Source organism: Sphaerisporangium sp. NPDC088356 (assembly GCF_040685555.1).
In the GTDB taxonomy this organism is placed as follows: Bacteria; Actinomycetota; Actinomycetes; order Streptosporangiales; family Streptosporangiaceae; genus Sphaerisporangium.
Map to the genome: position 1 here is coordinate 13,327 of NZ_JBFBIK010000071.1, position 25,241 is coordinate 38,567.

At 69.3% G+C, this 25,241-nt stretch carries 26 protein-coding genes; 8 read left to right on the plus strand and 18 right to left on the minus strand.

Annotation, left to right across the window (positions count from 1 at the left end):
• Positions 1–69: 69 nt before the first annotated feature.
• Both AB0O34_RS23910 and AB0O34_RS23915 read right to left on the minus strand, forming a co-directional pair.
• The gene (locus tag AB0O34_RS23910) at positions 70–888 is read right to left on the minus strand and encodes a GNAT family N-acetyltransferase (protein ID WP_363918785.1); all 819 of its coding nucleotides are present in this window, start codon (positions 886–888) and stop codon (positions 70–72) included.
• 168 nt (positions 889–1,056) lie between these two features.
• The gene (locus AB0O34_RS23915; RefSeq protein ID WP_363918787.1) at positions 1,057–3,612 is read right to left on the minus strand and encodes a discoidin domain-containing protein; all 2,556 of its coding nucleotides are present in this window, start codon (positions 3,610–3,612) and stop codon (positions 1,057–1,059) included.
• 644 nt (positions 3,613–4,256) lie between these two features.
• On the opposite strand from AB0O34_RS23915, the gene AB0O34_RS23920 reads away from it, so the two are divergent.
• Positions 4,257–4,676, plus strand: coding sequence for a hypothetical protein (locus AB0O34_RS23920; protein WP_363918789.1), 420 nt, complete (start codon positions 4,257–4,259; stop codon positions 4,674–4,676).
• Positions 4,677–4,725: 49 nt separating this feature from the next.
• Here AB0O34_RS23920 and AB0O34_RS23925 read toward each other — a convergent pair whose 3' ends face one another.
• The gene (locus AB0O34_RS23925) at positions 4,726–6,093 is read right to left on the minus strand and encodes a helix-turn-helix domain-containing protein (protein ID WP_363918791.1); all 1,368 of its coding nucleotides are present in this window, start codon (positions 6,091–6,093) and stop codon (positions 4,726–4,728) included.
• Between the two features lie 251 nt (positions 6,094–6,344).
• On the opposite strand from AB0O34_RS23925, the gene AB0O34_RS23930 reads away from it, so the two are divergent.
• Positions 6,345–6,857 (plus strand): ATP-binding protein, encoded by a 513-nt coding sequence (locus AB0O34_RS23930; protein WP_363918793.1) that lies wholly within the window; start codon positions 6,345–6,347, stop codon positions 6,855–6,857.
• Positions 6,858–6,988: 131 nt separating this feature from the next.
• On the opposite strand, the gene AB0O34_RS23935 is transcribed toward AB0O34_RS23930, so the two are convergent.
• Positions 6,989–7,168, minus strand: coding sequence for a hypothetical protein (locus AB0O34_RS23935; protein WP_363918795.1), 180 nt, complete (start codon positions 7,166–7,168; stop codon positions 6,989–6,991).
• Between AB0O34_RS23935 and AB0O34_RS23940 the strand changes: the two genes are divergently transcribed.
• Complete coding sequence (locus AB0O34_RS23940) at positions 7,158–7,445, plus strand: hypothetical protein (protein WP_363918797.1); 288 nt, start codon at positions 7,158–7,160, stop codon at positions 7,443–7,445. The two genes, AB0O34_RS23935 and AB0O34_RS23940, sit on opposite strands and share 11 nt — an antisense overlap.
• On the plus strand, positions 7,442–7,639 hold the full coding sequence (locus AB0O34_RS23945; RefSeq protein WP_363918799.1) for a helix-turn-helix domain-containing protein: 198 nt from the start codon (positions 7,442–7,444) through the stop codon (positions 7,637–7,639). Before AB0O34_RS23940 ends, AB0O34_RS23945 begins: the two co-directional genes overlap by 4 nt.
• Before the next feature lie 73 nt (positions 7,640–7,712).
• On the opposite strand, the gene AB0O34_RS23950 is transcribed toward AB0O34_RS23945, so the two are convergent.
• Complete coding sequence (locus tag AB0O34_RS23950) at positions 7,713–8,540, minus strand: hypothetical protein (RefSeq protein ID WP_363918800.1); 828 nt, start codon at positions 8,538–8,540, stop codon at positions 7,713–7,715.
• 280 nt (positions 8,541–8,820) lie between these two features.
• Positions 8,821–9,645: a hypothetical protein gene (locus tag AB0O34_RS23955; protein WP_363918802.1), complete on the minus strand. Its 825-nt coding sequence runs from the start codon at positions 9,643–9,645 to the stop codon at positions 8,821–8,823.
• 268 nt (positions 9,646–9,913) lie between these two features.
• Between AB0O34_RS23955 and AB0O34_RS23960 the strand changes: the two genes are divergently transcribed.
• Both AB0O34_RS23960 and AB0O34_RS23965 read left to right on the plus strand, forming a co-directional pair.
• Complete coding sequence (locus AB0O34_RS23960; RefSeq protein WP_363918804.1) at positions 9,914–11,005, plus strand: tyrosine-type recombinase/integrase; 1,092 nt, start codon at positions 9,914–9,916, stop codon at positions 11,003–11,005.
• On the plus strand, positions 11,002–11,196 hold the full coding sequence (locus AB0O34_RS23965) for a hypothetical protein (RefSeq protein WP_363918806.1): 195 nt from the start codon (positions 11,002–11,004) through the stop codon (positions 11,194–11,196). Before AB0O34_RS23960 ends, AB0O34_RS23965 begins: the two co-directional genes overlap by 4 nt.
• 33 nt (positions 11,197–11,229) lie before the next feature.
• Here AB0O34_RS23965 and AB0O34_RS23970 read toward each other — a convergent pair whose 3' ends face one another.
• Complete coding sequence (locus tag AB0O34_RS23970; protein WP_363918808.1) at positions 11,230–12,567, minus strand: pentapeptide repeat-containing protein; 1,338 nt, start codon at positions 12,565–12,567, stop codon at positions 11,230–11,232.
• A gap of 550 nt (positions 12,568–13,117) precedes the next feature.
• Here AB0O34_RS23970 and AB0O34_RS23975 point away from each other — a divergent pair.
• Positions 13,118–13,420, plus strand: a complete 303-nt coding sequence (locus AB0O34_RS23975) for a hypothetical protein (RefSeq protein ID WP_363918810.1) — start codon at positions 13,118–13,120, stop codon at positions 13,418–13,420.
• A 176-nt stretch (positions 13,421–13,596) separates the two neighbouring features.
• On the opposite strand, the gene AB0O34_RS23980 is transcribed toward AB0O34_RS23975, so the two are convergent.
• The 3 genes from AB0O34_RS23980 to AB0O34_RS23990 all read right to left on the minus strand — a co-directional run bounded on the left by AB0O34_RS23980 (position 13,597) and on the right by AB0O34_RS23990 (position 15,914).
• Positions 13,597–14,022 (minus strand): hypothetical protein, encoded by a 426-nt coding sequence (locus AB0O34_RS23980; RefSeq protein WP_363918812.1) that lies wholly within the window; start codon positions 14,020–14,022, stop codon positions 13,597–13,599.
• Between the two features lie 280 nt (positions 14,023–14,302).
• Positions 14,303–14,641, minus strand: coding sequence for a hypothetical protein (locus tag AB0O34_RS23985; RefSeq protein WP_363918814.1), 339 nt, complete (start codon positions 14,639–14,641; stop codon positions 14,303–14,305).
• 22 nt (positions 14,642–14,663) lie between these two features.
• A complete protein-coding gene (locus AB0O34_RS23990; protein ID WP_363918816.1) occupies positions 14,664–15,914 on the minus strand; it encodes an FAD-dependent monooxygenase in 1,251 nt (416 codons plus the stop codon).
• On the opposite strand from AB0O34_RS23990, the gene AB0O34_RS23995 reads away from it, so the two are divergent.
• Positions 15,834–16,139 carry a hypothetical protein gene (locus AB0O34_RS23995; protein ID WP_363918834.1) on the plus strand — a complete coding sequence of 102 codons (306 nt, stop codon included), beginning with the start codon at positions 15,834–15,836 and terminating at the stop codon, positions 16,137–16,139. The two genes, AB0O34_RS23990 and AB0O34_RS23995, sit on opposite strands and share 81 nt — an antisense overlap.
• Before the next feature lie 141 nt (positions 16,140–16,280).
• Here AB0O34_RS23995 and AB0O34_RS24000 read toward each other — a convergent pair whose 3' ends face one another.
• From AB0O34_RS24000 to AB0O34_RS24035, 8 genes are all read right to left on the minus strand, one after another.
• Complete coding sequence (locus AB0O34_RS24000; RefSeq protein WP_363918818.1) at positions 16,281–17,666, minus strand: nucleotide pyrophosphatase/phosphodiesterase family protein; 1,386 nt, start codon at positions 17,664–17,666, stop codon at positions 16,281–16,283.
• Positions 17,663–18,877, minus strand: coding sequence for a metabolite traffic protein EboE (gene eboE, locus AB0O34_RS24005; protein ID WP_363918820.1), 1,215 nt, complete (start codon positions 18,875–18,877; stop codon positions 17,663–17,665). The genes AB0O34_RS24000 and eboE overlap by 4 nt, the downstream gene beginning before the upstream one ends.
• Positions 18,878–18,910: 33 nt before the next feature.
• Positions 18,911–19,765, minus strand: a complete 855-nt coding sequence (locus AB0O34_RS24010; RefSeq protein WP_363918822.1) for a TatD family hydrolase — start codon at positions 19,763–19,765, stop codon at positions 18,911–18,913.
• Between the two features lie 16 nt (positions 19,766–19,781).
• Positions 19,782–20,450 carry an EboA domain-containing protein gene (locus tag AB0O34_RS24015; RefSeq protein WP_363918824.1) on the minus strand — a complete coding sequence of 223 codons (669 nt, stop codon included), beginning with the start codon at positions 20,448–20,450 and terminating at the stop codon, positions 19,782–19,784.
• Between the two features lie 34 nt (positions 20,451–20,484).
• Positions 20,485–21,336: a sugar phosphate isomerase/epimerase family protein gene (locus AB0O34_RS24020; protein WP_363918826.1), complete on the minus strand. Its 852-nt coding sequence runs from the start codon at positions 21,334–21,336 to the stop codon at positions 20,485–20,487.
• Positions 21,333–22,238 (minus strand): SCO3242 family prenyltransferase, encoded by a 906-nt coding sequence (locus AB0O34_RS24025; protein WP_363918832.1) that lies wholly within the window; start codon positions 22,236–22,238, stop codon positions 21,333–21,335. The genes AB0O34_RS24020 and AB0O34_RS24025 overlap by 4 nt, the downstream gene beginning before the upstream one ends.
• Positions 22,239–22,240: 2 nt before the next feature.
• A complete protein-coding gene (locus AB0O34_RS24030; RefSeq protein ID WP_363918828.1) occupies positions 22,241–23,452 on the minus strand; it encodes an inositol-3-phosphate synthase in 1,212 nt (403 codons plus the stop codon).
• Between the two features lie 182 nt (positions 23,453–23,634).
• A partial coding sequence (locus tag AB0O34_RS24035; protein ID WP_363918830.1) for a ThuA domain-containing protein occupies positions 23,635–25,241 on the minus strand: 1,607 nt, incomplete at its 5' end.

Below are 25,241 nucleotides of genomic sequence, written 5' to 3' on the forward strand. Positions count from 1 at the left end.
CGGCCCCGCCGAGCCGGACCACAACGCGGGCGTGTCCTCGCGCGACGACGCACCGTCATCCAAGCGGAACTATCCCAGGTCGGAGTGCGGGCAGTAGCGGTCCAGCCGGACCAGGCCGGGGTCGGTGGTCATGAAGGTGTCCATGTCGTCGATCTCCCAGCCGGCCTCGAGAAGCCGTGGCAGGGCCGGGTGCACGCCCGGCACCGCCACCTGGGCCTCGTCGATACCCGGATGCGCGGCGACCGCCGCGAGCACCGCGTCGACGCAGTCCTGTGGGGTGGCACCGCCCGCCGGTCCCACTTCGAGGTCCTCGTCGATCACCCGGGCGAACGCGTACCCACCGCCGGTGACGTGCAGCGTCACCCCCGGCAGGCCCGCGTACCAGGACAGGGCCCCGGTCCGGTCGCCACCGCTGATCCGCGCGTCCAGCATCCCGGCCTCACGCACGCCGGGCGGCTCCCTCCCCTCGGCCCCCGGCGGCCGGGAAGCCTCCTGCGGAGGGCTGGTCAGGTAGAGCAGCGGGCACACGGGACGCATCCCCTGTCTCACGTACAGCCCGAGGGCCCTCGGGTCGTCCGACGCGAACGTGACCCGCGGCGTGTCGGACGGCAGCAGCCGGTCCAGGATCGCCCGGCCCACCCCCGACGACTGGTGCTCGGGCAGGACGTACAGGTCGCCCAGGTGGGACACCCGGCCCCGGCGGAGCACCCCGCCGTAACCCACGATCCGCCCGTCGACCTCGCCCACGACCAGCGTCCCGAACGCCCGCTCGGCGTCGAGGAAGTCCGGCATGCCCGTCCAGTCGTCCAGCAGCTCGAAGTGCGAGGCCACCTCCCGTACGCCCGGCATGTCCACGTCCATCGCGACCCGTGCGATCGATTCCCCCATCGGAGCTCCTCCCCTGCGAACTTCCGCGACGTTCCGTCTACCGGAACTCGTCCACTCCCCTTTCTTCCCCAGGCGGATCCGTCCCGACCTGGCCGTGACGCGACGCGCCCCAGGTCGAGACGACCTGGGGCGCGGTGCTTCACCGGCGAGACGAGCCGGTTACCGGGATCACGGGTAGGAGGTGACCGTGGAGGGGACGGTGGCGGTGCCGGAAGCCGGGGCGCCGGTGTCGTTGATGACGTGGTTGTACTTGCCCATGCCGCCGAGGGAGACGACGAGCACGCTGTGGAACTTCACGTTCGGCTTCACCGGAACCTCGAAGCCGTGGTCGGCCTCGATGGCGGGGTCGCTGGTGAAGTTGCAGTAGCTGCCAAGGCCCCAGCCCTCGTGGGTGGTGACCGCGTTGTCCACCTTGTAGGCGGCCCAGCCCTTGACGCTCCCGTTCATGTACGCGGCCTGGCTCGGCGGGTCGTAGGGGAGCTCGTTCTGGAAGAAGATGGTGCGGCCGCGCTCGCCGAGCCATTCCACGTTGTACTTCTGGTAGTGCTCGACGAACAGGCCCGTGGCGAGCACGTCGTCGCCGTACACCCGCAGGCCGTAGTCGGCGGTGTTGACGTTCCAGCCGACGCCGCTGCCGTGGTCGGCACGCCAGAGCCAGGTGTGGTCGATGATCACGTCATCGCTGTAGACGGCCACGCTGGTCGTCGCCTTGCCGGCGAACTGCCCGCCGATCCGGACGAACACGTCCTGGATCGACGTCGGGTTGGCGGAGTGGTCGGTGTGGACGCCCTGCCGCCCGACCTCCAGCAGCGTCGGCGAGTTGACCGTGCCGGCGTCGATGAGGAAGCCGTTCAGCTTCACGCCGTCGACGTCGGCCACCTTGATGGCGGTGACGCCGTTGTCGGGGACCAGCGTCGCCAGTCCGAGACCCATGACGATGGTGTCGGCCCTGTTCACGTTGAGCGTCTGGTTCAGGTGGTAGACGCCCGGGGTGAACAGCAGGTGCAGTCCCTGGGTGAGCGCCTGGTTGAGGGTCGCGGCGGTGACGCCCGGCTTGGCGACGTAGAACTGGTCGAGGCCGATGGACGTGCCGGGGGTCGCGCCGCCGGCCCAGGTGGTGCCACGCGCGTTGACGCGCTTGCTCGGGACGAACACCTTGTAGGTGCTGCCCTCCAGGTACAGGTACGGCTTCTCGCGGCTGACCGGCGTGTTGTTCAGCGTCGTGTACCGCGGCTCGGGGAAGCTGTTGGCCGGAGCGCCCTCGACGCCGGAGAAGACCATGTTCCAGACGCCGTTGGTCCAGCCGCCGATGGTGCTGTCGCGGGTGTACCACTGCTGCTGCGAGTACGGCCCGACCGTGCCGTCGATCTTGCTGTCGGCGATGTAGCCGCCGCTGGCCCAGCCGTAGCCGGAGGGGGCCAGGTTCAGCCCGCCCTTGATGTGCATGCGGCGGAACGGAGCGGCCTGGGCGACCGCCCAGCGGTTGGTGCCGTCGTAGGGGGCGACGGACAGGTTCTCGGTCGACCGCCAGAAGTTCTGGGTGGCGTTGCCGTTGAACCAGCCCGCGTCCACGGTGACGCCCTTCACGGTGACGTCGTCGGGGTTGCGCCCGAGGCCGTAGACCGAGGTGTAGAAGCCGGTGTTGACGTTGACGTCGTAGCTTCCCGGGTTGAACATCAGCGCGTAGCGTCCTTCACCGAACTGCGCCGCCTCCTGCTGGGTGAAGATCTGGTTGATCTGCGACTGGATGGTGGCGGCCGACATGGAGGAGTCGAAGACCTTCACGTTCGGGCCGAGGTCACCGCCGCCCGGCAGCTGCGACCCGCCGCCGCCGCCGGTCGTGGTGTGCACGACGACCTCCCACAGCGAGTAGCCGTAGCCGGTCCCGCGGGCCGTGCCGTAGACGCGGACGTACCGGCCGGAGCCCGTCACGTCGTACGACGCGACGCCGCCCGTGGCGCCGGTGACCTTCTTCAGATCGGTCCAGGTCGTGCCGTTGGCCGACGCCTGGATCGCGAAGTCCTTGCCGTAGGCGGCTTCCCAGTTGAGGTCGATCTTGCAGATGTCCTGAGCCGAGCCGAGGTCGACCTGCACCCACTGGGGGTCACTGGACAGGCTGGACCAGCGGGTGCCGGTGTTCCCGTCGAAGGCGTACTTCGCGGCGTTGCCGGCGCCCTGTTCCGAGGACGCGCTCGCGGGCTTGTTCAGCCCGGCGTTGGAGGCGTCGCACGGGCCCGCGGTGCCGCCGCCGGTGTCGCCGTACACCTGGAACTCCCAGAGGGAGTATCCGTAGACGGTGGCGCGGGTGCTGCCGAGCATCCGGACGTAACGGCCGTTGCCCGTCACCGTCCAGGTGTCGACGCCGCCGTCACCGCCGGTGACCGACTTCAGGTCGGTCCAGGTCGTGCCGTCCAGTGAGGACTGGACCTTGTAGCTGGTGGCGTAGGCGGCTTCCCAGTTCAGCACGACCTTGCTGATGGGGGACGCGGCGCCCAGGTCCACCTGGAGCCACTGGGGGTCGGTGTTCGCGCTGGACCAGCGGGTGGCGGTGTTGCCGTCCACCGCGTAGGCCGCCGGGGTGCCGGCGTTCTCGGTGGACGAGGCCGTCACGGCCTTGCCCTGCGAGAGCAGGGTCTCGGCGGCGTGCGCTGGGGTGAGGGCCACGGGTACGGCCAGCAGGCCGCCCAGGACCGCCAGTGCGACCCCGATGGGTCTGAGTCTCATGTCGTTCCGTTCCACATGTCGCGGGAGGGGGTGGAAGGCAGCGGCGTGCCTACTGCCTACGGATGCGCAACCGGCACTCGGTCGTTTCCGGAGATTTCGACTGTTACCGGGGATAACGGCATCTCCCAGACATCGGGAGATGCGGGATGCATACGCCAGGTAGCCGGGGATGGCCGTCGATGTGGGTGGGTGCGGACGGGAGAGCGCTCTCCGACATGAGAGTGCCTTCGTGACCGAGCCATGTCAAGGCTCATCTTTCATGCGGCAGAAACGTGGTGCTTACCCATCGGAAACCTGACTCGACCGGAGGCCCATCCCCGCGAGCCGCCGCCACCCGACCACGCCTCCGCCCTTTCCACTGGTCAACCGGCTAGGCGGGGTGGCACGACCCGCCCGCACCGCGGCGCCGGAACGCGCCGGTTCAGAGATCGTCGGGGACTTCGCCTTGACAATCACCCGTAACAGAACGACTCTCTTGGAGAGCGCTCTCCTCTGTTGCTCGCGTGCGCGCTCTCGCCGCCGGCGGGGGCATCCCCTCTCATGGATCCCTTCGGGCGTGACACCCGACGGCTGACGGCTGACGCTGGACCGCGGGTCAAAGGGAGAGAAGGATAGGCAGTGTGGTTTCAGACCTGCTCAGAGTTATGCTTCCCATCTCGGTACTGCTGGGACTGATCCTGTACGGCGTTGCCTTGGCCAGGAACGGCGACCTCGCCGAAGTCGCGATATCAGACCGCGAGATCGTGATCAGGCCCCGGGGCGTGTTCAAGTTCCTGTCGTTCCGGTGGAGCGTCCGGATTCCCGCGGAGTCCGTCGCAGGGGCCTCCGTGATAGATACCGGCAATGTCGATCCCCCGGGCATGCGATACGCGGCGACGCTTTTCCCAGGGCTTGTCGCGGGAACCTTCACCGGCCAGGAGGGCATGTCGTACTGGCTGTCCGGGCGGCGCGGCGCAGCGCTTCAGGTGAACGTGAGCGATGGGCCGCTGACGCGCGTGGTGGTCCAGGTCAGCGACCCCGACGCCATCGCCCAGCGCATCAGGAACCTGGCCCGGGCAGGCTAGTTTCCGATACGGAAAGTACCATTCGCATATCTGTCGCCACGGTATCGGGTCAGGAGGCGAGTTCACTGTCCAGGTGGGCGCGGAACTCCTTGACCTGGACGGTCGCGGCATACGGCTCAAGGCGTTCGGAGAACTTCCGGATGCGCTCGACGGACCGTACGGACGTGAGCGACCTGGCCATCGGTATCGCCGCCCGCGCCGAGTCGACGGCCTGTTCCACCTCACCCATGCCCAGGTAGGCATCCGCCGCGTTCATCCGATTGATCTGAGCCGACCGAGGACGCCTCACCAAGAACTCGCGCACCGCGAAGTCCGCCCGATCGGCCGCGAGTTCGTACTTGCCGAGCAGCTCCCAGCAGAGGCCTATCTCCGAGCCCAGTTCCGGCTCGTCGCTCCACATCGTCCACGCCGGATCGCGGTCGGTACTGCCCTCGGCAAACGCTCGTTCGGCTTCGGCGACCAGGTGTTCGACTTGCCTTGCGGCATGCGCATCCATGGTGTCGGCCTGTCTCGACTGAAGCGCCGTCGTCCAGGCTTCTCTGACCAGCAACGGCGCCATGACACGCGGTGGTGCCTGCGCCCGGCGCGCCGCGTCGACCGCCGCACGGGCGAGCCAGACCGCCTGAGAGGGGTGTTCCAGCCAGATCGCCTGCTGCGTCATGCTGGTCAGCACCCAAACGCCGGTCAGCGCGTCACTCCCAGCCTTCGACAGCTTCAGCGCCTGGCCGAAGTAATACTGTGCCAGGCCGTGGTGGCCGAGGTCGAAGGCGGTCCAGCCGGCCATCTGGGTCATCGCCGCGGCTGCGGTCATCAGCTCGGCGCCGACCTTGTCGTTGTAGCGGCCCCGCAGCAACGGCGCGACGGTGGTGTTCAGGTAGTCCACCACGGCCGGGCGCACCAGCCCGGCCCCGAACTGGTGGTCCATCTGGCCGAACGCCTGCCGGGCCTCGACGATCCGCTGGACATCGGAGAGCCCGACGACCGGCCCGGACCCCTGGTAGGCCGCCGAGGTGACCGGTGCGCCGTAGCTCCACGCCGACAGCCAGCTCCCGAGGGCGGCGGGTACGAACGGCAGCGCGGCGAGCAGATGACGCCGTTCCGGATCCACGTCGCACCTCCACAGTCGCCTGGCCGTCTCGACGGTAGCCGCGAGGGACATGTCGCTGAAGTCCGGCATCAGCCAGGCTTCCGTATCGACCGGCGCCCCACCCTCCACCCACCGCTCGACCTCGACCGGGTCCACGCCGAACACCTCGGCCATGCGCGCCCGGTAGACAGGCCGGATCTCCTGCCTCCCCCGCTCCCACCGGCTCCACGTCGTCGGCGACACCCACAGCGCCTCCGCGATCGCGTCCTGGCTCATCCCCATCCGCCTGCGCGCCCGCGCCAGCTCCGGACGCCCCTCGATCCCGCCCACGGTCACCTCCACCACAATGAGTGATCGATCAGAAACTCATTGTCAAGTGACGTGATCCCGGATCCCCGGCCGCCGCCGGAAACGACCAGAAAACGACCACCTGGCGCGGTGATCCGTACGGCGGGCGGCGCGCACCGTACAAACGCGCCGGCCAGCGGGGCGAACAGCGACGCCCGCGTCAGGACCTGCCCCTCCAGGGGCCCGATGGCGTCTCCTGCTCATCACATTCACCGAGAGCGAGGAGCACGCGCATGTGCCTGACCCCCCGACGCCCGGAAACCAGCGTGCTGGTCACGCCGCTGCACCCGGGAACCGCCTCACGCCGCGCCCGCGCGTTCGTACGCGAGGTGCTTGAGGCAGAAGGCGTGCCGGGCGACGACATCTCAGACACCGAAACGATCGTGGCCGAACTGGCCGCCAACTGCGAAAGACACGGTCGGCCGCCGTACGAGATGCGCGTCTTCAGCGTGGATGGCGTACCCACGTGGTGCGAAGTCGTCGACAGCGACCCCGACCTCCACTGGATCCCGGCCGTACTCACCCGCCCCCGCGACCAGACCATCCCCGACCTGTTCTCGGCGAGCGACAGCACCCTGCTCTCCGAGGACGGTCGCGGCCTGCTTCTGGTCCGCGAACTCTCTCAGGGACACTGCCGCGCCTACCTCACAACAACCTTCGCCACCGACACCCCCGCCAAGGCCATCGCCTTCGCCCTCCCCACCCGCTCTGGCACCCGCCTGACCTGCCACCCCTCCTGCACCTAGGCCGCCACCGAGCCCAGCTGGAACCAGCGCGACCTGACCACTGATCAGCAGGAACGGATGGACGCCCTGGCGCGTGTTGAACGCGACGCGAGGGCCGCCAACCTCGCTCCATCGGCGACGGCCGCGCGCCGCTACGGCTCGACGTCCTGGACGCCGTAGCCGACATCGACGTGGGCGTGGCCGAGCTTGAGGATGCCGTCTGCGACCGGCTCGGTATCACCCCGAACGTCGGCGCCAGCACGGCCGACCGCATCACGCGCCTTGTCGGCTTGCTCCGCCGCGTCGAGGAACAATCCGACCTTGCCGAACACGTCGAGGCGGAAGCCGTACGGCTCCGCCGGCGGGCTTCTCGCGCTCGGCGACACCGAGCCAGTGCACCGGCTCGACGCACGCTGCCCGATCTGCGACGCCCGTTCGTTGCGCGCGCTACCGGACCGTGAGCTGGTCGTCTGCGTCAACGGGTCGTGCCAGTGCGGGGATGACGAGTGCGGGTGCCACTACGAGCGGCCCCGCCGTCACCAATGGGACTACGACGAGTGGCCCTGGCTCGCGCACGTGCTCGGCGCAGGGCTGGAGGCGAGCGCATGACCGAGGAGGAGCTATTCACCGCCGAGGAAGCAGCCGAGGAGGTCGGCATGTCTCCCGCCACCATCCACACCTGGACGGCGCGCGGATTCCTCACGCCCGCCGGGAAGCGCGGCCGGTTCAACGTCTACCGGCTCGCCGACGTCTTCGCCGCCGAGCGTGGGCGTAAGCGAAAGCACCGGAGGAAGGTGACCTGAGATCCGGTACAGCCCCCAGTCCGCGTCAGGTGGGCCGGGGCTGTACCGAGAATCGCGTTGACCGCACAGAAGATCACTTAGACCAAGGAAACCAGCTGAGCCACTGTCCCACGGCCGCGATCGCGCCGACGAGCGGGACGATCGCGACCCAGATCCACTTCCACAGCTTGCTTTCCCCGTCTCCCTTGTTAGTCGTGCTGGTGACCGCGCCGTCCCGGCTGTTCTGGATGATGATCTGGTTGTTGTTCCCGTTCAGGGTGAGGCTCGGGACGGCGGTCGCCAGCGCATGGTCGGCCTGCTCGGATGTGGGTACTTCCTGGCCGGCGTGCCGGTTCGCGATGAGTTCCGAGATCAGACGGGCGAGTGCAGTGCGGACGCGGTCCACGACGCCGCTAAGGTCCTCTGGGCTCACCTGCCAGTAGATACCGGCGATCACGGTATTGCGGTCGATCTCACCGCTCGCGGACTTTTCCCGTGTCATGTGGGCTGCCACCGCTTCGGAGTTGCCCCATGTGAACCGCAGGTCGTCCTTCTTCGCCCGCGCTACGAGCACAGCGATCGGCTCCGTGAAACGAACCTCCTCGCGGACGTCGTTGCGGATCTGCTCGGGCAAGATCTGAGGGCTGATCCGCTGATCCATGGCGTTGACGCCGTACCGGTTGGTGAGGCGCATGTAGAGCGAGGCGCTAACTACGCGATATGGGGGCACTTCCTCCTCGGAGCTGTAGCCTTCCAACTCGGATTTCGCCCACTCCCGCAAGGCGGCGGAACCGGCGTGGCCGCCGAGGAGGACGCACAGCCGGAGAACTTCGGCAACAGGGACGTTCGGGTCACGAAGGTCGCGCTCGATCTGGTCGATCAGGGATTTGTCGCGATCGTGGAGAGATGTGCTGTCGGTCATGTCTCCCAGTGTGTTGGGACTCCCGTGGCGAATGTTAATTTCGCCGCCGTTGAGTAGCTATGCGCCTGCGGGCGAGGGTGAGAAAGCGGAAAGCCCCGCCCCTGCAAATGCGGACCGAGCTGACGGATGCCCGGCGCACTCAGCTGCGGTCCGCAGGGTAACCGCGGACCGCAGCAGCTCTGGCCGTTCAGACGTACCTTGCGGATTTCGCTGACGCCCACTTTGTCGATGACGGCCGCGGCCTCTCTGTAGCGGTCGAGCCGGACAGTACGGGTAGAGGTTAGATCGCGGGAGGTTGTGCTTCGGCTTGGCGGGCGAGCAGGCCGGCGACGGTCGCCGTCAGCACTGCAGCTTCGGCTCGGGTCCAGGTGAAGTGTTCGGTTGTTCCGGGGTCATCATGGGCTTCCCCGCTGAGCAGGTCGAAGAGGGCTTCGATGAATACCGCCCACCGCTCGTCCTGGTCACGGATCAGCCGGTCTTTGTTGAGTGCGGCCTGGGCGACGGGACGGGTCCGGGTTTCCCTGCGGATGCGGTCCAGGGGTTTGCGGATCTCGCCGACGGCAGCCCCGTTCTCACCTTGGCGGAGGTGGTCGCGGGCGGTGCGGATCCGATGGGCGGCCTTGGCGTGCTTGGTGTTGTCGGTAATCGGGATCAGCAGTTCGACATGGGTGGCGGCGTCGACCCGCTCCAGTTCTTCGATCCATTCTCCAGATGGCACATCGAAGTTCAGCTGACTGGTCCGCTGGTTCAGTGAGGCGTCCGGGTTCGGGCTGACCCAGATTGCGTTCAGGTCCAAAGTGATCCACAGCCTGCCGGTGAGGCGTAGTTCTTCAACTGCGCGGACCTGTGCATCGCTGATGAAGCCGACGAAGATGTGCTCCGTTGCCTGCTGGTGGGGGGTGATGACATTGTTCGCTTCGATCTTGCACAGGGGCCGACTGTTGCTGTGCGAGACCCGGCTGACGCGCATAGTCGCAGAGATCTGCATCGGTCGCGGCTCCTTGCTTTCGCTGTTCCGGCTGACAGCCAGGGAAAGCTCCACCAGCGCACCGCCGACCGCCGGACGCAGCCGGAGTGCGTGACGCCCCGGCTGGAAGGTGATCATGTCCGGACCGTCAGTGCTAGACATGTCAATCGTCGCCGATGTCATGACGGCATGCCTCCATTTCGTTTCTGCAAGAGCTGAACGGACCAGGATGCACTACGGGCTGCCCCAAGGTCGACGTATTTGCTGGGCTCGCTCTCAACCCGTCCCCTCGTCCGCAGGGTTGACGCGGACGCCGCAGGGTTCGCGCGGACGGGGCACGGGCCGACAGGCCCGCAGACCAGGGCATATGGGGCACCGCAAGCTCCATAATTAGATTATGGAGACCGTGACGACCGACCTTGACCACCGCTCCGGGGCCGTCGACAGACCGCGCGCCGGAGTCCGCCGATGGCTCACCGACCAGGAGCGCGCGGCGCTGCCGGGCCCGAAAGCCGCGCGGCTGTCCCTGGCGCGCTCGATCGGCGAGCAGTCGCCGGCCGCCGGGCCGATTGAGACGTGGCTCGACTCGGTCGACTCGGCCAACACCCGCGAGGCGTACGCCGCTGACGTCCGGGCGTTCGTTGAGTGGCTGCGGGAACGGCACGGCATCAACGCCGACGAGGCCCCGGTCAACGTGCTCGCCGTGACCATGGACGTGGTTGCGAACTACGCCGACGCCATGCGGGAGATGGTCGGCCGGTATGGCAAGCCGCTGTCGGCCGCGACCACGGCCCGGCGGCTGTCGTCCCTGTCGGCGATGTTCAAGCACCTCGCCGCGCGGCAGATCGTCCCAACCAACCCGGTCCGCGAGCTGGAACGCCCAAAGGTCAGCGCCGAGGGCATCACCCCGGCGCGCGACGGCGACGAGATGGCACGCATGGTCCGGGCCGCTGACGGCAACCTACGTGACCTGCTCCTCCTGCTGCTGCTGCTGTACGTCTCGGCGTTCCGGGTGTCCGAGGTGTGCCGGGCCCGCCTCGACCAGATCCGTCACGAGCGCGGCCGGACGCTGCTCACGGTGCCGCTCAAGGGCGGCAAGCTTCGTAACGAGCCGCTGGACCCCGCCGTGGTCGAAGTGCTGGAGATGTACCTCGCTGGGCGCACCGCGGTGCCGCTGCTGCTCGCCGACGACGGCCAGGCGCTCGCGCGGCATCACGTCCCGCCGATCCTGCGGCGCGTGGCGAAGGCGGCAGGGCTCGACAAGCCTGCCGAGGTCCGTCCGCACGTGCTTCGTACGTCTGCCATCACGGCGTGGCTGGACGCTGGGCAGCCGCTCCACCGCGTGCGGCACAAGGTGCGCCATGCCTCGTCGACCACAACAGAGCGGTACCACAGGCGGACTCGCGGCATCGAGGAGGAGGCGGCGCTGTCGGCCGCGCTGGTAGCCGAGCTGCCTCTCGGCGACATGCTTGATCGACTGCGTGGTGAGGACCGATGACCGTAGATGAGCTGTCCGGTGCCTGGACCGCAGTCTGGGCGGCCGTAGACACCTTCCTGGACTACCTCTGGTACTACTCCACCAAGTACGGGCCGCTGATGTTCGTCATGGCGGCACTCGGCGTGAAGCGAGAAGCAAGAAGAGCCGGGATCGCGCTCGGCGAACGCCTGGCGAAGCGGACAGATCAATAACCCCGGGAACCGTGGTACTTCGCAGGTCGTGGCCTACCCGCCCCGCACTTCGGTGGTTTCGGAAGCGCTGTGCTCGACGGGTAGACGTGCTCCGGGCGCGTGCGCAGGGAGACCTGTCGGCGGTGACGACCATTGCGAAACGTTACTGAAGTCCACCGCGCCACCCGAGAATACCGCCCTCTTGAACGATACCTCGCTGCCGAGAAACTTCGCATCGTCGAACAACACCTCCCCAGTGGAAACCTGCCTGCTGAGCAACGTCTTATCGCCAGAAAGCACCATGCCGCCGGAAAACTTTGCTCCCCTGAACCACACTTTGCCGCTGGAGAACACCGCGCGTCTGAATGACACCTCACTGCCGGAAAAATTCGCGTTGTCGAACGACACCTCAGCACCGGAAAATTCCGCACGGTCAAACGATACCTCGCCACCGGAAAACTCCGTGTCGTTAAGAAACACCATGCCGTCGGAGAACAATGCGCCATCGAACAGCACAGTACCTCCGGAGAACACCGCATCGCCGAACCACACAATGCCACCGGAAAACTGCGCGTTGCCGAACCATACCTTGCCATCGGAGAACACGGCGCCTGTGAACGTTACTGTGCCGCCCGAGAACTCTCCGAAGTGAAACGACACCATGTCGCCGGAGAACACCGCACGGTTAAACGACACCTCGCCGCCGGAGAACACCGCGCCAGCGAAGCTGCTGTCGGCGTCAAAAATAACGCTGGTGAAGTCAAAGTCGTATCCATGCCAGGGGTTGGGAGCCATCCTGCGGAGGTGAGTAACGATGATGCGCACGATAGTCGAGCGGACTTCACGCATGGCAACCCATGCAGTGTGCTCGCGTCCATGCAATTCTGGTTCGGGTTCGGAGGGCATCCGCAGGTAGGCACAGAGCACATCGATGCACATCTGGCGACCGCCCTGCCAGTCATCAGCAAGCGCAGCCAGGGCGTGGACGCCGGCCAGTCGTACGGCTGGGCTGTCGGAGCCGAGTTTGTCGGATGCCTTGTCGAAGCGTTCTGCGTACAGCTTGGTCTGCTCTCGGCTTTCGCCGGATTCGGTGATGCGTTGTTTGCGGTATGCGACGACCAGGGCGATGACCCCGCCGACTCCCGCGATGACCGCGAGGGAGATCTTGACGACCTCCAACAGTTGATCGACGGTGGGCTTCGCGGCGGCGAGGTCGGGCAGACCGATCCAGGTGATAGCGCCCCAGATAAGACCGACAGCACCTGCGGCGGCGAGGATCAGGGTGACGGTGAGAGCGACGCCGATGTGTACTAATCGGACCGGGCGCGACTGGCGGAACGGCCTCTGTCGGGAGGGCGCGTCACGTCGGAGCGGGAGGGGCAGGCGAGGCATGGCCCCACATTGCCCGCTTCGTCTGAGGTTGTCGCGCCGATCGAGGGATCACCCTCCAACGAAGCAGGCACCTCGGGCCTTTCGAACCGTGCTTCATCCCATCCATCTACGCGACTACCCATTTGCACGTGATGGCTGGTAATCTTGTAACTGACAGACAAAACGCCTTGGGCGTAGCTGTCTCTTGAGCCCGGCATCCGCCGGGCTTTCTGCATTTCCGGACTGAGTCCACAACTCCCCCGCCGTGGATCCATGCGCCTCGCGCTCCTCCTGATCACGACCCATGAGGGAGACGACATGCCGGGTATCCCGTCCTGGGCCTGGATCATCTGGGCCATCGCAAGCCTCGCTAGCTTCCTGATCCTGGAGACCGTGGCTCTGGCCAACGGGCGCGAGAAAGACACCCTGTCGGAGAACATCCGGCGGTGGCTCGGTATCGACCCGTACCGACCGGCGCGGCGGTACACGGTCCCCGCGTTCGTCGCCGGACTGGTCGGGTTCGTCGTGTGGCTCATCCCGCACATCGTGTGCTCAGCGTCTGGTAGCCGCCGTGCCCCGGAACAACCGGCACCGCACAGGCCGGCCGTACCGGCGGGCACGCGAGCAGATGTTCCTCCTCTTCGGCTACGTCTGCCACATCTGCGGGCACAACGGCGCCGGGGAGGCCGACCACCTGGTGCCCATCGCCATCGACGCTGACCAGCCCATCGACCCGTACGCCATGCGACCCGCACACGGTTCAAGCGCGCCGTGCCTTGTGTGCCCGAGACGTGACGGCAAGCCACGCAGGTGCAACCAGGAACGCGGCACCGGCCCGATTGTTGCGCCGCTGCGTACCTCGCAGGACTGGTGAAGATCCGCCAGTTGGCGCGCCGCTACAGCACTCGGGAGCTGGGCCTGATGAGCCGCGAGGTGGTGTACGACTGCGAGGACCTGGCGACGACCTAGAGGTGCCTGTTCCGGAGTTAGCCGGTGCCAGCGACGCCCGCGGAGCACGACCGGTTGTGCCGAGCTATCGCGGGCCGCGGCTTAGCTGGGACTGATGAGGTTGACGAACACGCCGATGGGGACGGACAGGAGAAGCCCCGCAGCGAAGAATTTTAGTTCGCGGCGCCATTCGGCGCGGATGGTCGCCTTGGTTTCGCCGACAAGAACTTGTCGAATCGCTTCGGCCTGCTCCCGATTAAGAGACAGCATCCGCGCCTGTTCTTCGGCTTCACTGGACAGTCGGTCGCGAGCGGCTTGTTGGGCCCTAAGATCGCGTTGCAGTTCGTCCATGAGTGAGACGGCTTCGTAGAGTGCGAGGTTCACGCGTCTGACACGGCTACGCAGCCGTTCGCCTGGATCTTCGAGAGCTTGTATGAGGAATGCTTCTCGTCTGTTTAGGCTGCGCATGCCGAGCGCGACAACCACCACGACGAACAGGACCACGGTGATCAGTGTCCAGACGATCATTCTATGGGTCCTTTTCGATGTGGGCGTTTGGGTTGGCGGGGATTCACTTACCTATTTCATCGTGGCGGACTGGGTGTGTGTCAGGATGTGATCAGATCGCTACCTGGCTGCGGGTGGTGCGAATCGCGTTCGGTTTGATCTCCGATGTGATCTCTAGGACCGAAACATAATCCATGGGATGCGCCCCCGTTGAAGGGCTCCCATGTAGATCACCCTCTCTCCCTGCACTGGCCCGTGACTGGCCCGCGCTGCGCTTTTTGGGCAGGCGTCCGCGCCGGGCTCAAGTCCATGCCGTCGACTGGTCTGCCACACGATGGTGAACCGCTCCGCTCCGCTCGGCTGTGGCCCGGCGCATCGTGACGCAGGTCAGGTTGTCGGGGTTCGGGGCCGGCGTCCGCATCAGGGCCAAGAAGACGCCGAACGTGCGGAACTTCGCCAACGCTGCCCGCAGGCTCAACAGCTCGAAGGGCTGGCGTCGCACGCCGACGCTGCGGCCCAGCGTGCCGTCGCCAGCGGGGCCGTCAGGGGTGCGGTAGCCGTGCTCGCCGAGGACGCGGACCACGTCAGCGATCAGGCCGTAGGTGAAACGGGTGTCGGTGCCGCCGCATGCGCTTTCCACAGTTCGGACTCCCAGTGTCCTGTCAAGCGCCCCGGTGTGATGGTGAAGTGGCTGTGCCGGGCCGCTTGTGCTCTTGATGCGATTCAGTCAAGCTGTCATGCATCACCTGGGCGCCCACCGGATGCCGTTCGGTGTTGTAGGTGTCCAGCAGGCCGCCCGGCGCCCGACTCTGGACGGTCCCGGCCAGCTTCCAGCCGAGGTTGATCGCGTCCTGCACGCCGAGGTTCAGGCCCTGGCCGCCGAACGGCGGGTGGATGTGCGCGGCGTCCCCGGCGAACAGCACGCGGCCCGCGCGGTAGCGCTCCAATTGGCGGGTGGCGTCGGTGAATCGTGAGGAGTTGTCCACCCCGCTCAGGACGGTCTCCTCGCCGTACAGGGCCCGCAGCGCGGCGGCGATCTCCTCCTCGCCGACCGGGGTGTCGCGGGTGAGGTCCGTCTGGTCCTCGCGGCCGAAGGTGAACCTGTAGCGGTCGCCACCGATCGGGACCAGCATGCTCCAGTAGCCGTTCGCCTGGCGGGTGAGGCTGCTGATGTGCCCGATCCGCTCCGGCACCAGCGATGACGCGGCGTACAGCCGGATGTCGGCCAGCACCGCCAGAAAGGTCCCGGGCCTGCCCGGAAACGGCAGTTCGAGCAGCTTGCGGACCGTGCTGCGGCCTCCGTCGCACGCGACCAGGTAACCCGCCCGTACCCGGAATCCACCCGCGGTCACGGTGACACCCGCCCCGCCCGCGGTCACGGTGCGGGCCTCCCCAGGCTCGCCCGAACTCAGGCCGTCACCCGGATCGACCGCGGTGACCTCGGTGTCGCGGAGTATCCGCGCGCCACTGGCCACGGCGCGCTCCTCCAGCACCTCCTCGATCACCCACTGCGGGACCACGATGGGGTACGGGTGCCTGGTGCGCCAGGGCGTGCAGTCCAGCGGCACCGGAATCATCGCGAAATGACCGCCCACCGGATCGCGCGTCGTGGCCCGCGCCCGCAACGGCTCCAGCAGGCCGCGCAGCTCCAGCAGCTCGGCGGTGCGAGGCTGGATCGCGCCGCCTTTCACCTGCTCGATGCGCCGTGGCAGCTTCTCCAGCACCAGGGCGTCGACCCCCGCCAAGGCCAGCTCGTACGCGAGCATCAGCCCGGTCGGGCCGGCGCCCGCGATGACGACTTCGGTCTCGATCTCCGAAACGACCGCCCCGAGGTGCGCGCGCTCCTGCGGATGATCCTCGCCACCCCGGCCCTGGTCTCCCGCATGGAGCGGTTCAAGGCCGCCGCCGAGCACACCCTCGCCGAGGCGTTGCGCGAGACGGCGGACGTCCCGCGGCTCACCGCCCGGCTGGCTTCCGTCCAGCTTGTCGCGGTGCAATGGTCGCTGGCGCTCGACAACGCCGAACGGCTGGCGTCGGGCGAGTCCGCCGAGGCGCGCTACCCGGGCGCGGTGAGCGACGCCGAGCACGCGTTCGCCCTCCTGGAGAACGGCCTGCGCCACCTGCCCCCGCACCGGTGAGGCGGCCCACGCGCGTGACACCTCGCCGGCGATCGGCAGACGCGGCGGAAGAAGTCGCGGACGTCACCGACGGGGCTGGAGCAGGAAGCGGCCCGGAAGCCACGCCGAGGCAATGGCTTCCGGGCCAGTATTCACGACGGGTTACGTCGGGATGCCCGCCAGGCGCAGGCACAGCGACTTGACCTCGGTGGCGGCGTACGAATCCTGGTCCAGGGGGTCGCTGCAGAGCAGGATGGGGGCGTCGCGGAGGTCGCTCGGAAGGCGGCCGTGGCTGCCACGTACGGGGGCCGGGTCCAGGGGGACGACCGGCATGGTGTAGCGGAAGCCCAGGGTCTTGCGGGCGAGCGCCATGCCGGCCTTGGCCTTCACGAACGGGTCCTCGGGGTTCATGAACAGCTCGGCGGGGTCGTAGCCGGGCTTGCGGTGGATGTCGACCAGCCGGGCGAAGTCCGGGGCCAGGTCGTCGTCGAGCCAGTAGTAGTAGGTGAACCACGACTCGGGCGAGGCGACCGCGACCAGCTCACCGGCCCTCGCGTGGTCGAGGCCGTACGCCGCCTTGCCCGCCTCGTCCAGCACCTCGTCGACGCCCGGCAGCGCGGACAGGATCGACCGCACCTTGGCCACGTCGGCCGGGTCCTTGACGTAGATGTGGGCGAGCTGGTGGTCGGCGACGGCGAACGCGCGGGAGGTCCAGGGGTCGAGGTACTCCATTCCGGCCTGCCGGTAGACCGAGAGCAGTCCCTCCTGGCGCAGGATCCGGTTGATGTCGACGGGGCGGGAGACGTCGGTGATGCCGTACTCCGACAGCACGACCGTCACCGCCCCCATGGCGTCCGCGTCGTCCAGCAGCGGCTTCAGCGCGGCGTCGACCTCGCGGGCGGCGGCCACGGCCTCCGGCCCCGACGGGCCGAACCGCTGCAGGTCGTAGTCGAGGTGGGGGATGTAGACGAGGGTCAGGTCGGGGTTCTCCCGGGCGAGCATGATCCGGGCGGCGTCCACGATCCACTGGCTGGACGCGATACCGGCCTTGGGCCCCCAGTACGAGAACAGAGGGAAGCGGCCGAGCTCCCTGGTCAGGTCCACGCGCAGCGACGGCGGGGTGGTGTAGCAGTCGGGGCCCTTGCGGCCGTCGGCGTGGTAGATGGGCCGGGGTGTCACCGTGAAGTCGGTGGCGGCGCCCATGGCGTACCACCAGCAGATGTTGGCGACGCGGTAGCCGGGATGGACCTTGCGTGCGTCGTCCCAGATCTTGGGCCCCTCGACCAGCGCGTTGTGCTGGCGCCACAGCATGACCTCGCCGAGGTCGCGGAAGTACCAGCCGTTGCCGACGATCCCGTGGTCGCGCGGCAGGGCGCCGGTGAGCAGGGTCGACTGCACCGAGCAGGTCACGGCGGGGAGCACCGTCCCGAGCGGGGCGGGGCGGCCGAGCCGCGACAGGTTGGGCATGGATTCGAGCAGGCGGGGGGTCAGGCCGACCACGTCGATGACCACCAGCGGCCTCACGGCGCCGTTCGTTCCGATCGTCACGGGGTCTCCTCTTTCAGTCCGAGGTCGATGAGGCGGTCGCGCATCCAGGCGAGCTCCAGCGCGATCCCCTCCACCAGGGCCTCGTCGGTCTTGGGTCGTCGATCTTCTGGCAGCGCCTGCCAGGTGTAGGTCTCCACCTCGACGTGGCGGGTCAGCGCCGAGGGCCCCGCGAGCAGCGTGCGCAGGGTCTCGTCGAGCACGCCCTGCGTCGAGGCGAGCGGCGGGGCCGGCGTCGCGTGCAGCGGGACGTGGAAGTGGACCCGCCAGGGCGCGTCGCCCGGCAGTTCCCCGCCGAGCGCCTCGCCGAGGTCGTCGGCCTGCAGCAGGCCGCCGCCGGGGGCCCCGCCCGGCTCGCGGGTCTGGTGGATGAAGCGCGGCTCGGCGAAGGCCGCCAGCGCCTCCCGGGCGGTCGCGTCGGCGGGGTCGTCGATCTGCAGGGCACAGGAGGCCTGGAGCTTCACCACCGGCAGTCCTGCCGAGGCCAGCCGCGCCAGCGCCTCGCCGGGTTCCTCGAACTGCACGGCGAGATGGCAGGCGTCCAGACAGACGCCCAGGTAGTCGTGGTCGACGCCTCCCAGGTGGTGCGCCGCCTGCGTCGTGTTCTCCACGACGCAGCCCGGCTCCGGCTCGAAACCGACCCGGATCGTACGGCCCGTCGTGGCGGCCACCTCGGCCAGGCCAGCGGCGAGCCGGTCGAGCATGCGCATCACGGTGCCGGACCGCTCGGGCGTCCAGGGAGTGCGCCAGGCGAGCGGCAGGGTCGAGATGCTGCCCGACCGGACATCGGCGGGCAGCAGGCCCGCGAGCACGCGGGCCAGCGCCAGCGTGTAGTCGAGCCTCGCCTCGGTGGTCCAGTCGGGGTGGTAGACCCGCAGCTTGGGCGACCCGGGCACGGCCGATCCGGCGTCGCTCTCGCCCTCGTAGTCGTGGAACCCCTGGTAGGGGAACCCGTTGAGGGTGACGACCTCCAGCCCGTGCTCGGCGAGTGCCTCCCGCAGCCGTACGGCCTCACCGGGCTCGGCCGTCAGCGCGTCGCAGACCGGCCGCGACAGCCACAGCCCGAGCCCCAGCCGGGGAACGCCGAGCCTTTCACGGACCGGCCCGGCGTAGCGGCGCAGCTGTCCGAGCACCCCGGCCACGTCCTCGGCGGGATGGACGTTGGTGCAGTAGGCCACGTGGACGACCGACCCGTCAGGATGCCGGAACCTCATGACGAAGCCCCCCTGACGTGATCGGTCCCGCGCCTAGTCACGCGGGGCTCCGCGGAGGATGCTGTTGCCGGCGTACTCCTGGCCGGTGGTCACGCCGGTGAGGTCCAGGCGGCCGCTCTGGCCGTAGAAGGCGACGGGGTTGTCCCACAGGAGGGTCTCCGCCTCCGCCTCGGAGAACCCGGCGCCGAGCATGGCGTCGGCCACGGCCCGGGTCTTCAGCGGATCGCTGCGCCCCCAGTCGGCGGCGGAGTTGACCAGAGTCCGCTCCTGCCCGTACTCCTTGAGGATCGCCACCATCCTGCCCTCGTCCATCTTGGTGTCGGGGTAGACGGAGAAGCCCATCCAGCAGCCGCTCTCCTTGACCATGGCGACCGTCATCTCGTTGAGGTGGTCGACCAGCACCCGCTCGGGCGGCAACCCCGACTCGCGTACGACGTCGAGGGTGCGCCTGGTGCCGGAGGCCTTGTCGCGGTGCGGGGTGTGCACGAGCACCGGGAGGTCGTGCTCGATGGCCAAGGCGAGCTGGCGGGTCAGGGCCTCGTCCTCGGCCGGGGTGATGTCGTCGTAGCCGATCTCGCCGACCGCGACGACCCGGTCCTTGGCGAGGTAGCGCGGGAGCAGGTCGAGCACGGGCCGCAGGCGCGGGTCGTTGGCCTCCTTGGGGTTGAGGGCGATCGTGCAGTGGTGCGCGATGCCGAACTGCGCGGCGCGGTAGGGCTCCCAGCCGAGCAGGCCGTCGAAGTAGTCGGCGAAGGTGTCGGGGGACGTGCGCGGCTGGCCGAGCCAGAAGGCCGGCTCGACCACGGCGCGCACCCCGGCGGCGTACATGCGCTCGTAGTCGTCGGTCGTGCGTGAGGTCATATGGATGTGCGGGTCGAAAATACGCATGAGGGGTCCTCTTCGATCAGGCGGAAGCGTGCGGGTGGCCTTCGGCGAGCAGGGCGCGAACCTTGGTCAGCACGGCCGGATGGCTATCCACCAGGGGCCATACGTCCGAGGGGACCTCGCGCCCGGCCATCAGGCGCTCCTGCGCGTAGTCGGCCAGCATCCTCGCCAGCTCCTCGTCCGCCCGCCGGTCGAGACCGGCGACGGCGCTGAGCGGCACTCCGATGAACACGCACTTCAGCACGGCCTGCCGGTAGGAGTGGTCGGGCAGGTGCTCCGCCCCGTAGGGGCCGAGGGCGGCCTCCACCAGGCGGGCGTCGTTGGTCCGCAGCGCGTCCCGCACGATCGGCAGGCCCGCGTCGCCGAGCTTCCCGTCCGCGGCGAGCGCCGGCAGCGCCTTGAGCACGGCGAGCCGCTCGGCGGCGTCCCCGTGGGCGTAGAGGTCGAACAGGGTCTTCCCGAGCGGCTCCCCGGTGCTCGGCAGGGCGAGCAGCAGTTCGGCCCGGACCGCCTGGTCGACCGTCCAGCCGGGCTCGCCGGGGATCGGCCCCCGGCCGCAGGCCCGCCCGGCCGCGGGGAACAGCGCGGCGAGCGCCCCCTCGTCCTCGCGGATCCGCTGTGTGGACGCCCGCAGCCAGCGGGCGCCCTCCTCGCTCAGCGCGTACCCGGGTACGTATGACGTGGTCATCGTCGTCTCCCACCTCTCACGGCTCGGCTTCCCTTCACAGCGCCGCTCCCTCGCCGGACGGCTCCCACTCGCGCAGGAAACGCAGGGACCGCGCGGCGATCAGCGGCGCGGCGTGGCTGTGCCGGGGCAGCTCCACGCTGACCAGGCCCCGGTACCCGGCCTCCTCCAGGGCGGCGAGGACCGGTGGGAAGTCGATCTCCCCCTCGCCGAACTCCAGATGCTCGTGCACGCCCCGCCGCATGTCCTCGATCTGCACGTTGACCAGGTGGGGCCCGGCCCTGCGCACGCAGTCGGGCACCGGTTCGAGCTCCAGGCAGCGGCAGTGGCCGATGTCCAGGGTCAGGCCGAGCCTTTCCGGCCTTCCCGCCAGCTCGTGCAGGCGCTCGAACCCCGCGATGGTGTCGACGAGCATGCCCGGCTCCGGTTCGAAGCCGAGCGTGACGTCACGGGCGGCGGCCTCGCCGAGCACGGCCGCTACGCCCTCGGCCAGGTTCCGCCAGGCCTCGTCCTCCCCCACCTCGGGCGGGCGGATGCCGCTCCAGAAGGAGACGGCCTCCGCGCCGAGGTCCGCGCCGATCCGCACGGCGCGCAGCAGCAGGTCGACGCGGGCCGCGGCGGCCTGCGGGGGGTGGAGCAGCGTCGGGTGGTGCTTGCGGAGCGGGTCGATGACGTACCGGCCGCCCGTCTCGATCACCACGGACAGGTCGAGGTCGCGCAGCCGCTTGGCGACGCGGTCCACCTGGTGGCCGATGTCGGGCGCGTAGGGGTCCAGGTGCCCGGCGTCCAGGGTCAGGGCGACGCCGTCGTACCCCATGTCGGCCAGCACGACGAGCGCCTCGTCCAGGCGGTGGTTGCTGAAGCCGTTCGTGCCGTATCCGAATCTCACGTCGGGGAGACCTTTCTCGACAGCTTCCTGGCCAGGGGGTGGGCCGCCGCGAGCGCGACGGCCGTGGCGAGCCCTCCGCGCCCGGCGGTGAGTGCGGCCTGCAGGGGCAGCAGCCCGAGGATGCTCTGGCCCACGGCCGCCCGGGTGCGTCCCGCGTCGGGGTGGCGGGCGGCGTCCAGTTGCGCCCGCCCCACCAGCCCCGCGTACGCCGCCGTGAGCCCGAACCCGGCCAGCCTGCGCACCGCGACCGGGACGGCGCCACCGGGGCGTCCCCGGGAGACGGCGGCAGACCCGGAGGTGACGGAGGTGACGTGCGCGACGGCCAGGCCGGCGGCCAGGGCCGTCGAGGCGAGGGCGGTGGCGGACCGCGCCTTCGATCCTCCACCGACCTCGCCCCGGCTCAGCGCCGTGACGCCGTACGTGTGCGCGGCCACGGCGCCCGCCGCGAGCAGGCGCGCCTTGCCGTCTCCGGGAGGGGCGTCCGTGGACGCGCCTCCGAGCACCACGTCGAGCCCGCGCGCGGCGGCCATCGCGAGCGGGCCCGCCGGCGTGTCCTTCAGGGCGAGGTCGTAGGCCCATACGACGGCGGCCAGCCCAGTGGCGACGCCGAGGGCGCCGCGCCCGCCGGTGCGGGCGGCGGCGACCAGGCCCGCCGCGGTCAGCCCGGCGGCGAGGCCGAGCGCCTGGCCCGGCCGCACGCGCCCGGACGGGATGGGACGTTCTGGCCGTTCGACGGCGTCCAGGTCGCGGTCGGCGTAGTCGTTCAGCGCCATGCCGGCCCAGTAGAGGCAGACCGACGACAGCGCGAGGCCCGGCCTGACCGAGCCCCCCGCTGAGACGTCGCCGGGCACGGTGAGCGCGGCGGGGGCCCGGACCAGCTCGGCCAGGGTGGCGAGGTCCATGCTCACGCGAGCGTCCCGGCCCAGGCGCGGAGCAGGTCGTACTGGCTCTGGAGGCGGTGCACGTCAAGGGCGATGGGGTCCTTGAAGAAGAAGCCGAGCTCCTTCAGTGCCCCCGAGTGGCCGCGTTCGTGCGCGCGGGCCATCAGCCTGGCGAGGTCGAGCACCAGGGGCGCGGCGAGCGCGGAGTCGCAGCCCTGCCAGGTGAACTGCAGCGACATCCGAACGCCGAGGAAGCCCTCGAAGGTGATGTGGTCCCAGGCGGTCTTCCAGTCGCCGAGGTGCGGCACGTGGTCGATGTGGGTCTTCCCCTCGACCGGATGGCCGAGTATGCCGGGCAGCGCCCGGTCCTTGGAGATGCGCTTGCTCTCGCCCGCGGCGGGGTCGGCCAGGGTGGCGCCGTCTCCCCCGCCGAGCAGGTTCGTCCCCGACCAGGACCGCACGGCCAGGGCGCGGTCGGCGAACATCGGGGCCAGCGCCGTCTTGACCAGGGTCTCCCCCGTCTTGGCGTCACGCCCCGCGTACGGAACGCCCTGCGCGCGGGCCAGCTCGTCCAGCGCGGGGAGGGACACGCCGGTCGATGGGGTGAAGTCGATGTACGGGCAGCCGGCGCTGAGCGCGGCGAAGGCGTACAGCGAGCTGGGCGGCAGCACGTTCCCCGGAAGCTCCAGGGCGCTCACCAGCGCTTCCAGGCTCTGGTGCGCCGGGTGCGGCTCGGCGGGCGGCTCGGTCGAGGCGACGTGGATCACGATCACCCGGGCGAGGCCTCGGCGCTCACGGAAGTCGGTGATGTCGCGGATCAGCCTGCGCGCGACGGCGGCCTGGCTCTCCGCTCCCGCCTCGCCGCCGATCTCCGCGTTCTCCACGGGGCCGGGGGCGGCATGCGCTCCGCCGGACGTGCCGGGCCAGGTCGCGATGCCGGGCCGGATCTCCGCGTCCGCCGCCTCCAGGTCATGGCGTACGAGCTCGGCGAGCGGCGGGGGGATGACCCCGGCGCGGCTGAGCTCCTCGGCCCGCTTGGGCAGCGGCGTGCTCGCGATGTCGTGGCCGCCGAAGACCAGCCTGTCCAGCGGCGGCAGTCCCGCGCCCGCGAAATCGGGCCCTTCCGTCACGCATCCGATGGGCGCCGCGAGGCCGGCCCTTAACGCCGCCGCCCCGGTGACGACCGTGGTGGCCACCGAACCCCGTGCCCCGACCAGCCAGACCCCGACGTCCATCAGCATCTCCTTCTTCTCACGAGCCGGCCGCCGACTGGCCGGCCTCTTGCTGCCGTGCTATCCCCGCCCCGGCTCCCATCGCCGGTACGCCCGCGGGCCCGGCCGTAGGTACGTCCGGAACACCGTCGATGCCCGGAACACCCAAATGAGGATGTTCCGGGCAGAGGACCTCTAACGAATTACTACTTGGTGATCGTGAAAGTGTCCACGTCGAACAGGGAGCCCCCGTTGCCGGTGAAGACCAGGAACACCGGTCCTGACGCCGAACCGCTCAGCGTCGTGGACACGTTCTGGAAGGTGTCGAAGCTGCCGGTCGACGGAACCGTCACCGTGCCCAGCAGCGTGCCCGTCTGCGAACCCGAGCGGACCTGGATCGCCCCGCCCGCGCCGCCCGAGGAGACCCGGGCGGTGAACCCGGTCGCCCCGGCCGTGCTCGCCTGCGAGTACCCGGCCCAGTCGCCGTTGTCGATGTAGCCGACCGTCTTGCCGCCGCTGGCGGTCGCGTGGTTCGCGGCCTGCACGCCCGACTGGGAGGTGAACGCCTCGCCCTCCACCGCGGAGGGGACGGCGGTCTTGGTCAGCGAGAAGGTGTCCACGTCGAACAGCGAACCGGCGCCACCGGTGAACGTCAGGAACAGCGGCCCGGACGCCGAACCGGTCAGCGTCGTGGACACGTTCTGGAAGTTCTCCCAGCCACCGGTCGAGGGAACGGTCACCGAGCCGAGCACGGTCCCGGTCTGCGAACCCGAGCGGATCGTGATCGTCCCGCCCGGCCCGCCCGAGGAGATGCGGGCGGTGAACCCGGTCGCCCCGGCCGTGCTGACCGAGGAGTAACCCGCCCAGTCACCGTTGTCGATGAATCCGAGCGTGGTGCCGCCGCTGGCGCCGGCGTGGCCCGCGGGCTGCACGCCCGACTGCGAGGTGAACGACTCCGCCTCGATCGTGCTGCCCGGAGGCGGGCCGGTCGGAGGGGCGCAGTTGGCCGTCACCATGCCGGCGGTGTACCGGATGCCGCCGAGCAGCAGCGCCCGGTAGGCCGGGTCCGCGTAGGAGTCGATCGTGTGCCCGAGACCGGTGTAGAACGACCGGCCGGACGCCTGCGGATGACACCAGGTGATCGGGTGGTCCCCGCTCATCTCGCCGCCGGTGTAGCTGCTCTCGTCCAGGCTCTGCAGCACGTGGACGGTCGACCGGGGGTTGGTCCGGTAGTTGTACCACTCGTCGGTCCGCGTCCACGTCGCCGCGAGGCCCGAGGTGGCGGGGTGCGTGCGGTCCTCGTTCTTGACCGTCGCCTGCTGGATCGCCGGGTGGCTCTTGAACCAGGCGCCGACCAGCTGGCCGTAGTACGGCCAGTCGTACTCGGTGTCGGCGGCGGCGTGGACGCCGACGTACCCCCCGCCACCGTTGACGTAGGAGGTGAAGGCGGTCTGCTGGGCGTCGTTGAGCACGTCGCCGGTCGTGCTGAGGAAGACGACCGTCTTGAACTGCGCGAGGTTGGCCGTGGTGAAGGCCGTCGCGTCCTCGGTGGCGGTGACGGTGAAGTTGTTCGCGGTGCCGAGGTCGCGGATCGTCTGGATGCCGGTGGGGATGGAGTCGTGCCGGAACCCGGCGGTCTTGGAGAAGACCAGCACCTTGTAGGCGGGGTCCGCCGCGTGGGCGGCAGTGGGGGCGAACTGGGTGACGATCAGGGTGGCGGCGATCACTGCCAGACCACCCCGTAGGGCGCGGAACATGGCTGTCCTTTCGTCTACGACTCCCGGCGGGTGGTCACCCACGCCCCGGGCTCGGC

Bases quoted from the DNA above. Each gene is read 5' to 3' on its own strand.
- AB0O34_RS23910 (WP_363918785.1), bottom strand. From the start codon at position 888: ATGGGGGAATCGATCGCACGGGTCGCGATGGACGTGGACATGCCGGGC.
- AB0O34_RS23915 (WP_363918787.1), bottom strand. From the start codon at position 3,612: ATGAGACTCAGACCCATCGGGGTCGCACTGGCGGTCCTGGGCGGCCTG.
- AB0O34_RS23920 (WP_363918789.1), top strand. From the start codon at position 4,257: ATGCTTCCCATCTCGGTACTGCTGGGACTGATCCTGTACGGCGTTGCC.
- AB0O34_RS23930 (WP_363918793.1), top strand. From the start codon at position 6,345: ATGTGCCTGACCCCCCGACGCCCGGAAACCAGCGTGCTGGTCACGCCG.
- AB0O34_RS23945 (WP_363918799.1), top strand. From the start codon at position 7,442: ATGACCGAGGAGGAGCTATTCACCGCCGAGGAAGCAGCCGAGGAGGTC.
- AB0O34_RS23950 (WP_363918800.1), bottom strand. From the start codon at position 8,540: ATGACCGACAGCACATCTCTCCACGATCGCGACAAATCCCTGATCGAC.
- AB0O34_RS23955 (WP_363918802.1), bottom strand. From the start codon at position 9,645: ATGATCACCTTCCAGCCGGGGCGTCACGCACTCCGGCTGCGTCCGGCG.
- AB0O34_RS23965 (WP_363918806.1), top strand. From the start codon at position 11,002: ATGACCGTAGATGAGCTGTCCGGTGCCTGGACCGCAGTCTGGGCGGCC.
- AB0O34_RS23970 (WP_363918808.1), bottom strand. From the start codon at position 12,567: ATGCCTCGCCTGCCCCTCCCGCTCCGACGTGACGCGCCCTCCCGACAG.
- AB0O34_RS23980 (WP_363918812.1), bottom strand. From the start codon at position 14,022: ATGATCGTCTGGACACTGATCACCGTGGTCCTGTTCGTCGTGGTGGTT.
- eboE (WP_363918820.1), bottom strand. From the start codon at position 18,877: ATGAGGTTCCGGCATCCTGACGGGTCGGTCGTCCACGTGGCCTACTGC.
- AB0O34_RS24010 (WP_363918822.1), bottom strand. From the start codon at position 19,765: ATGCGTATTTTCGACCCGCACATCCATATGACCTCACGCACGACCGAC.
- AB0O34_RS24015 (WP_363918824.1), bottom strand. From the start codon at position 20,450: ATGACCACGTCATACGTACCCGGGTACGCGCTGAGCGAGGAGGGCGCC.
- AB0O34_RS24025 (WP_363918832.1), bottom strand. From the start codon at position 22,238: ATGGACCTCGCCACCCTGGCCGAGCTGGTCCGGGCCCCCGCCGCGCTC.
- AB0O34_RS24030 (WP_363918828.1), bottom strand. From the start codon at position 23,452: ATGGACGTCGGGGTCTGGCTGGTCGGGGCACGGGGTTCGGTGGCCACC.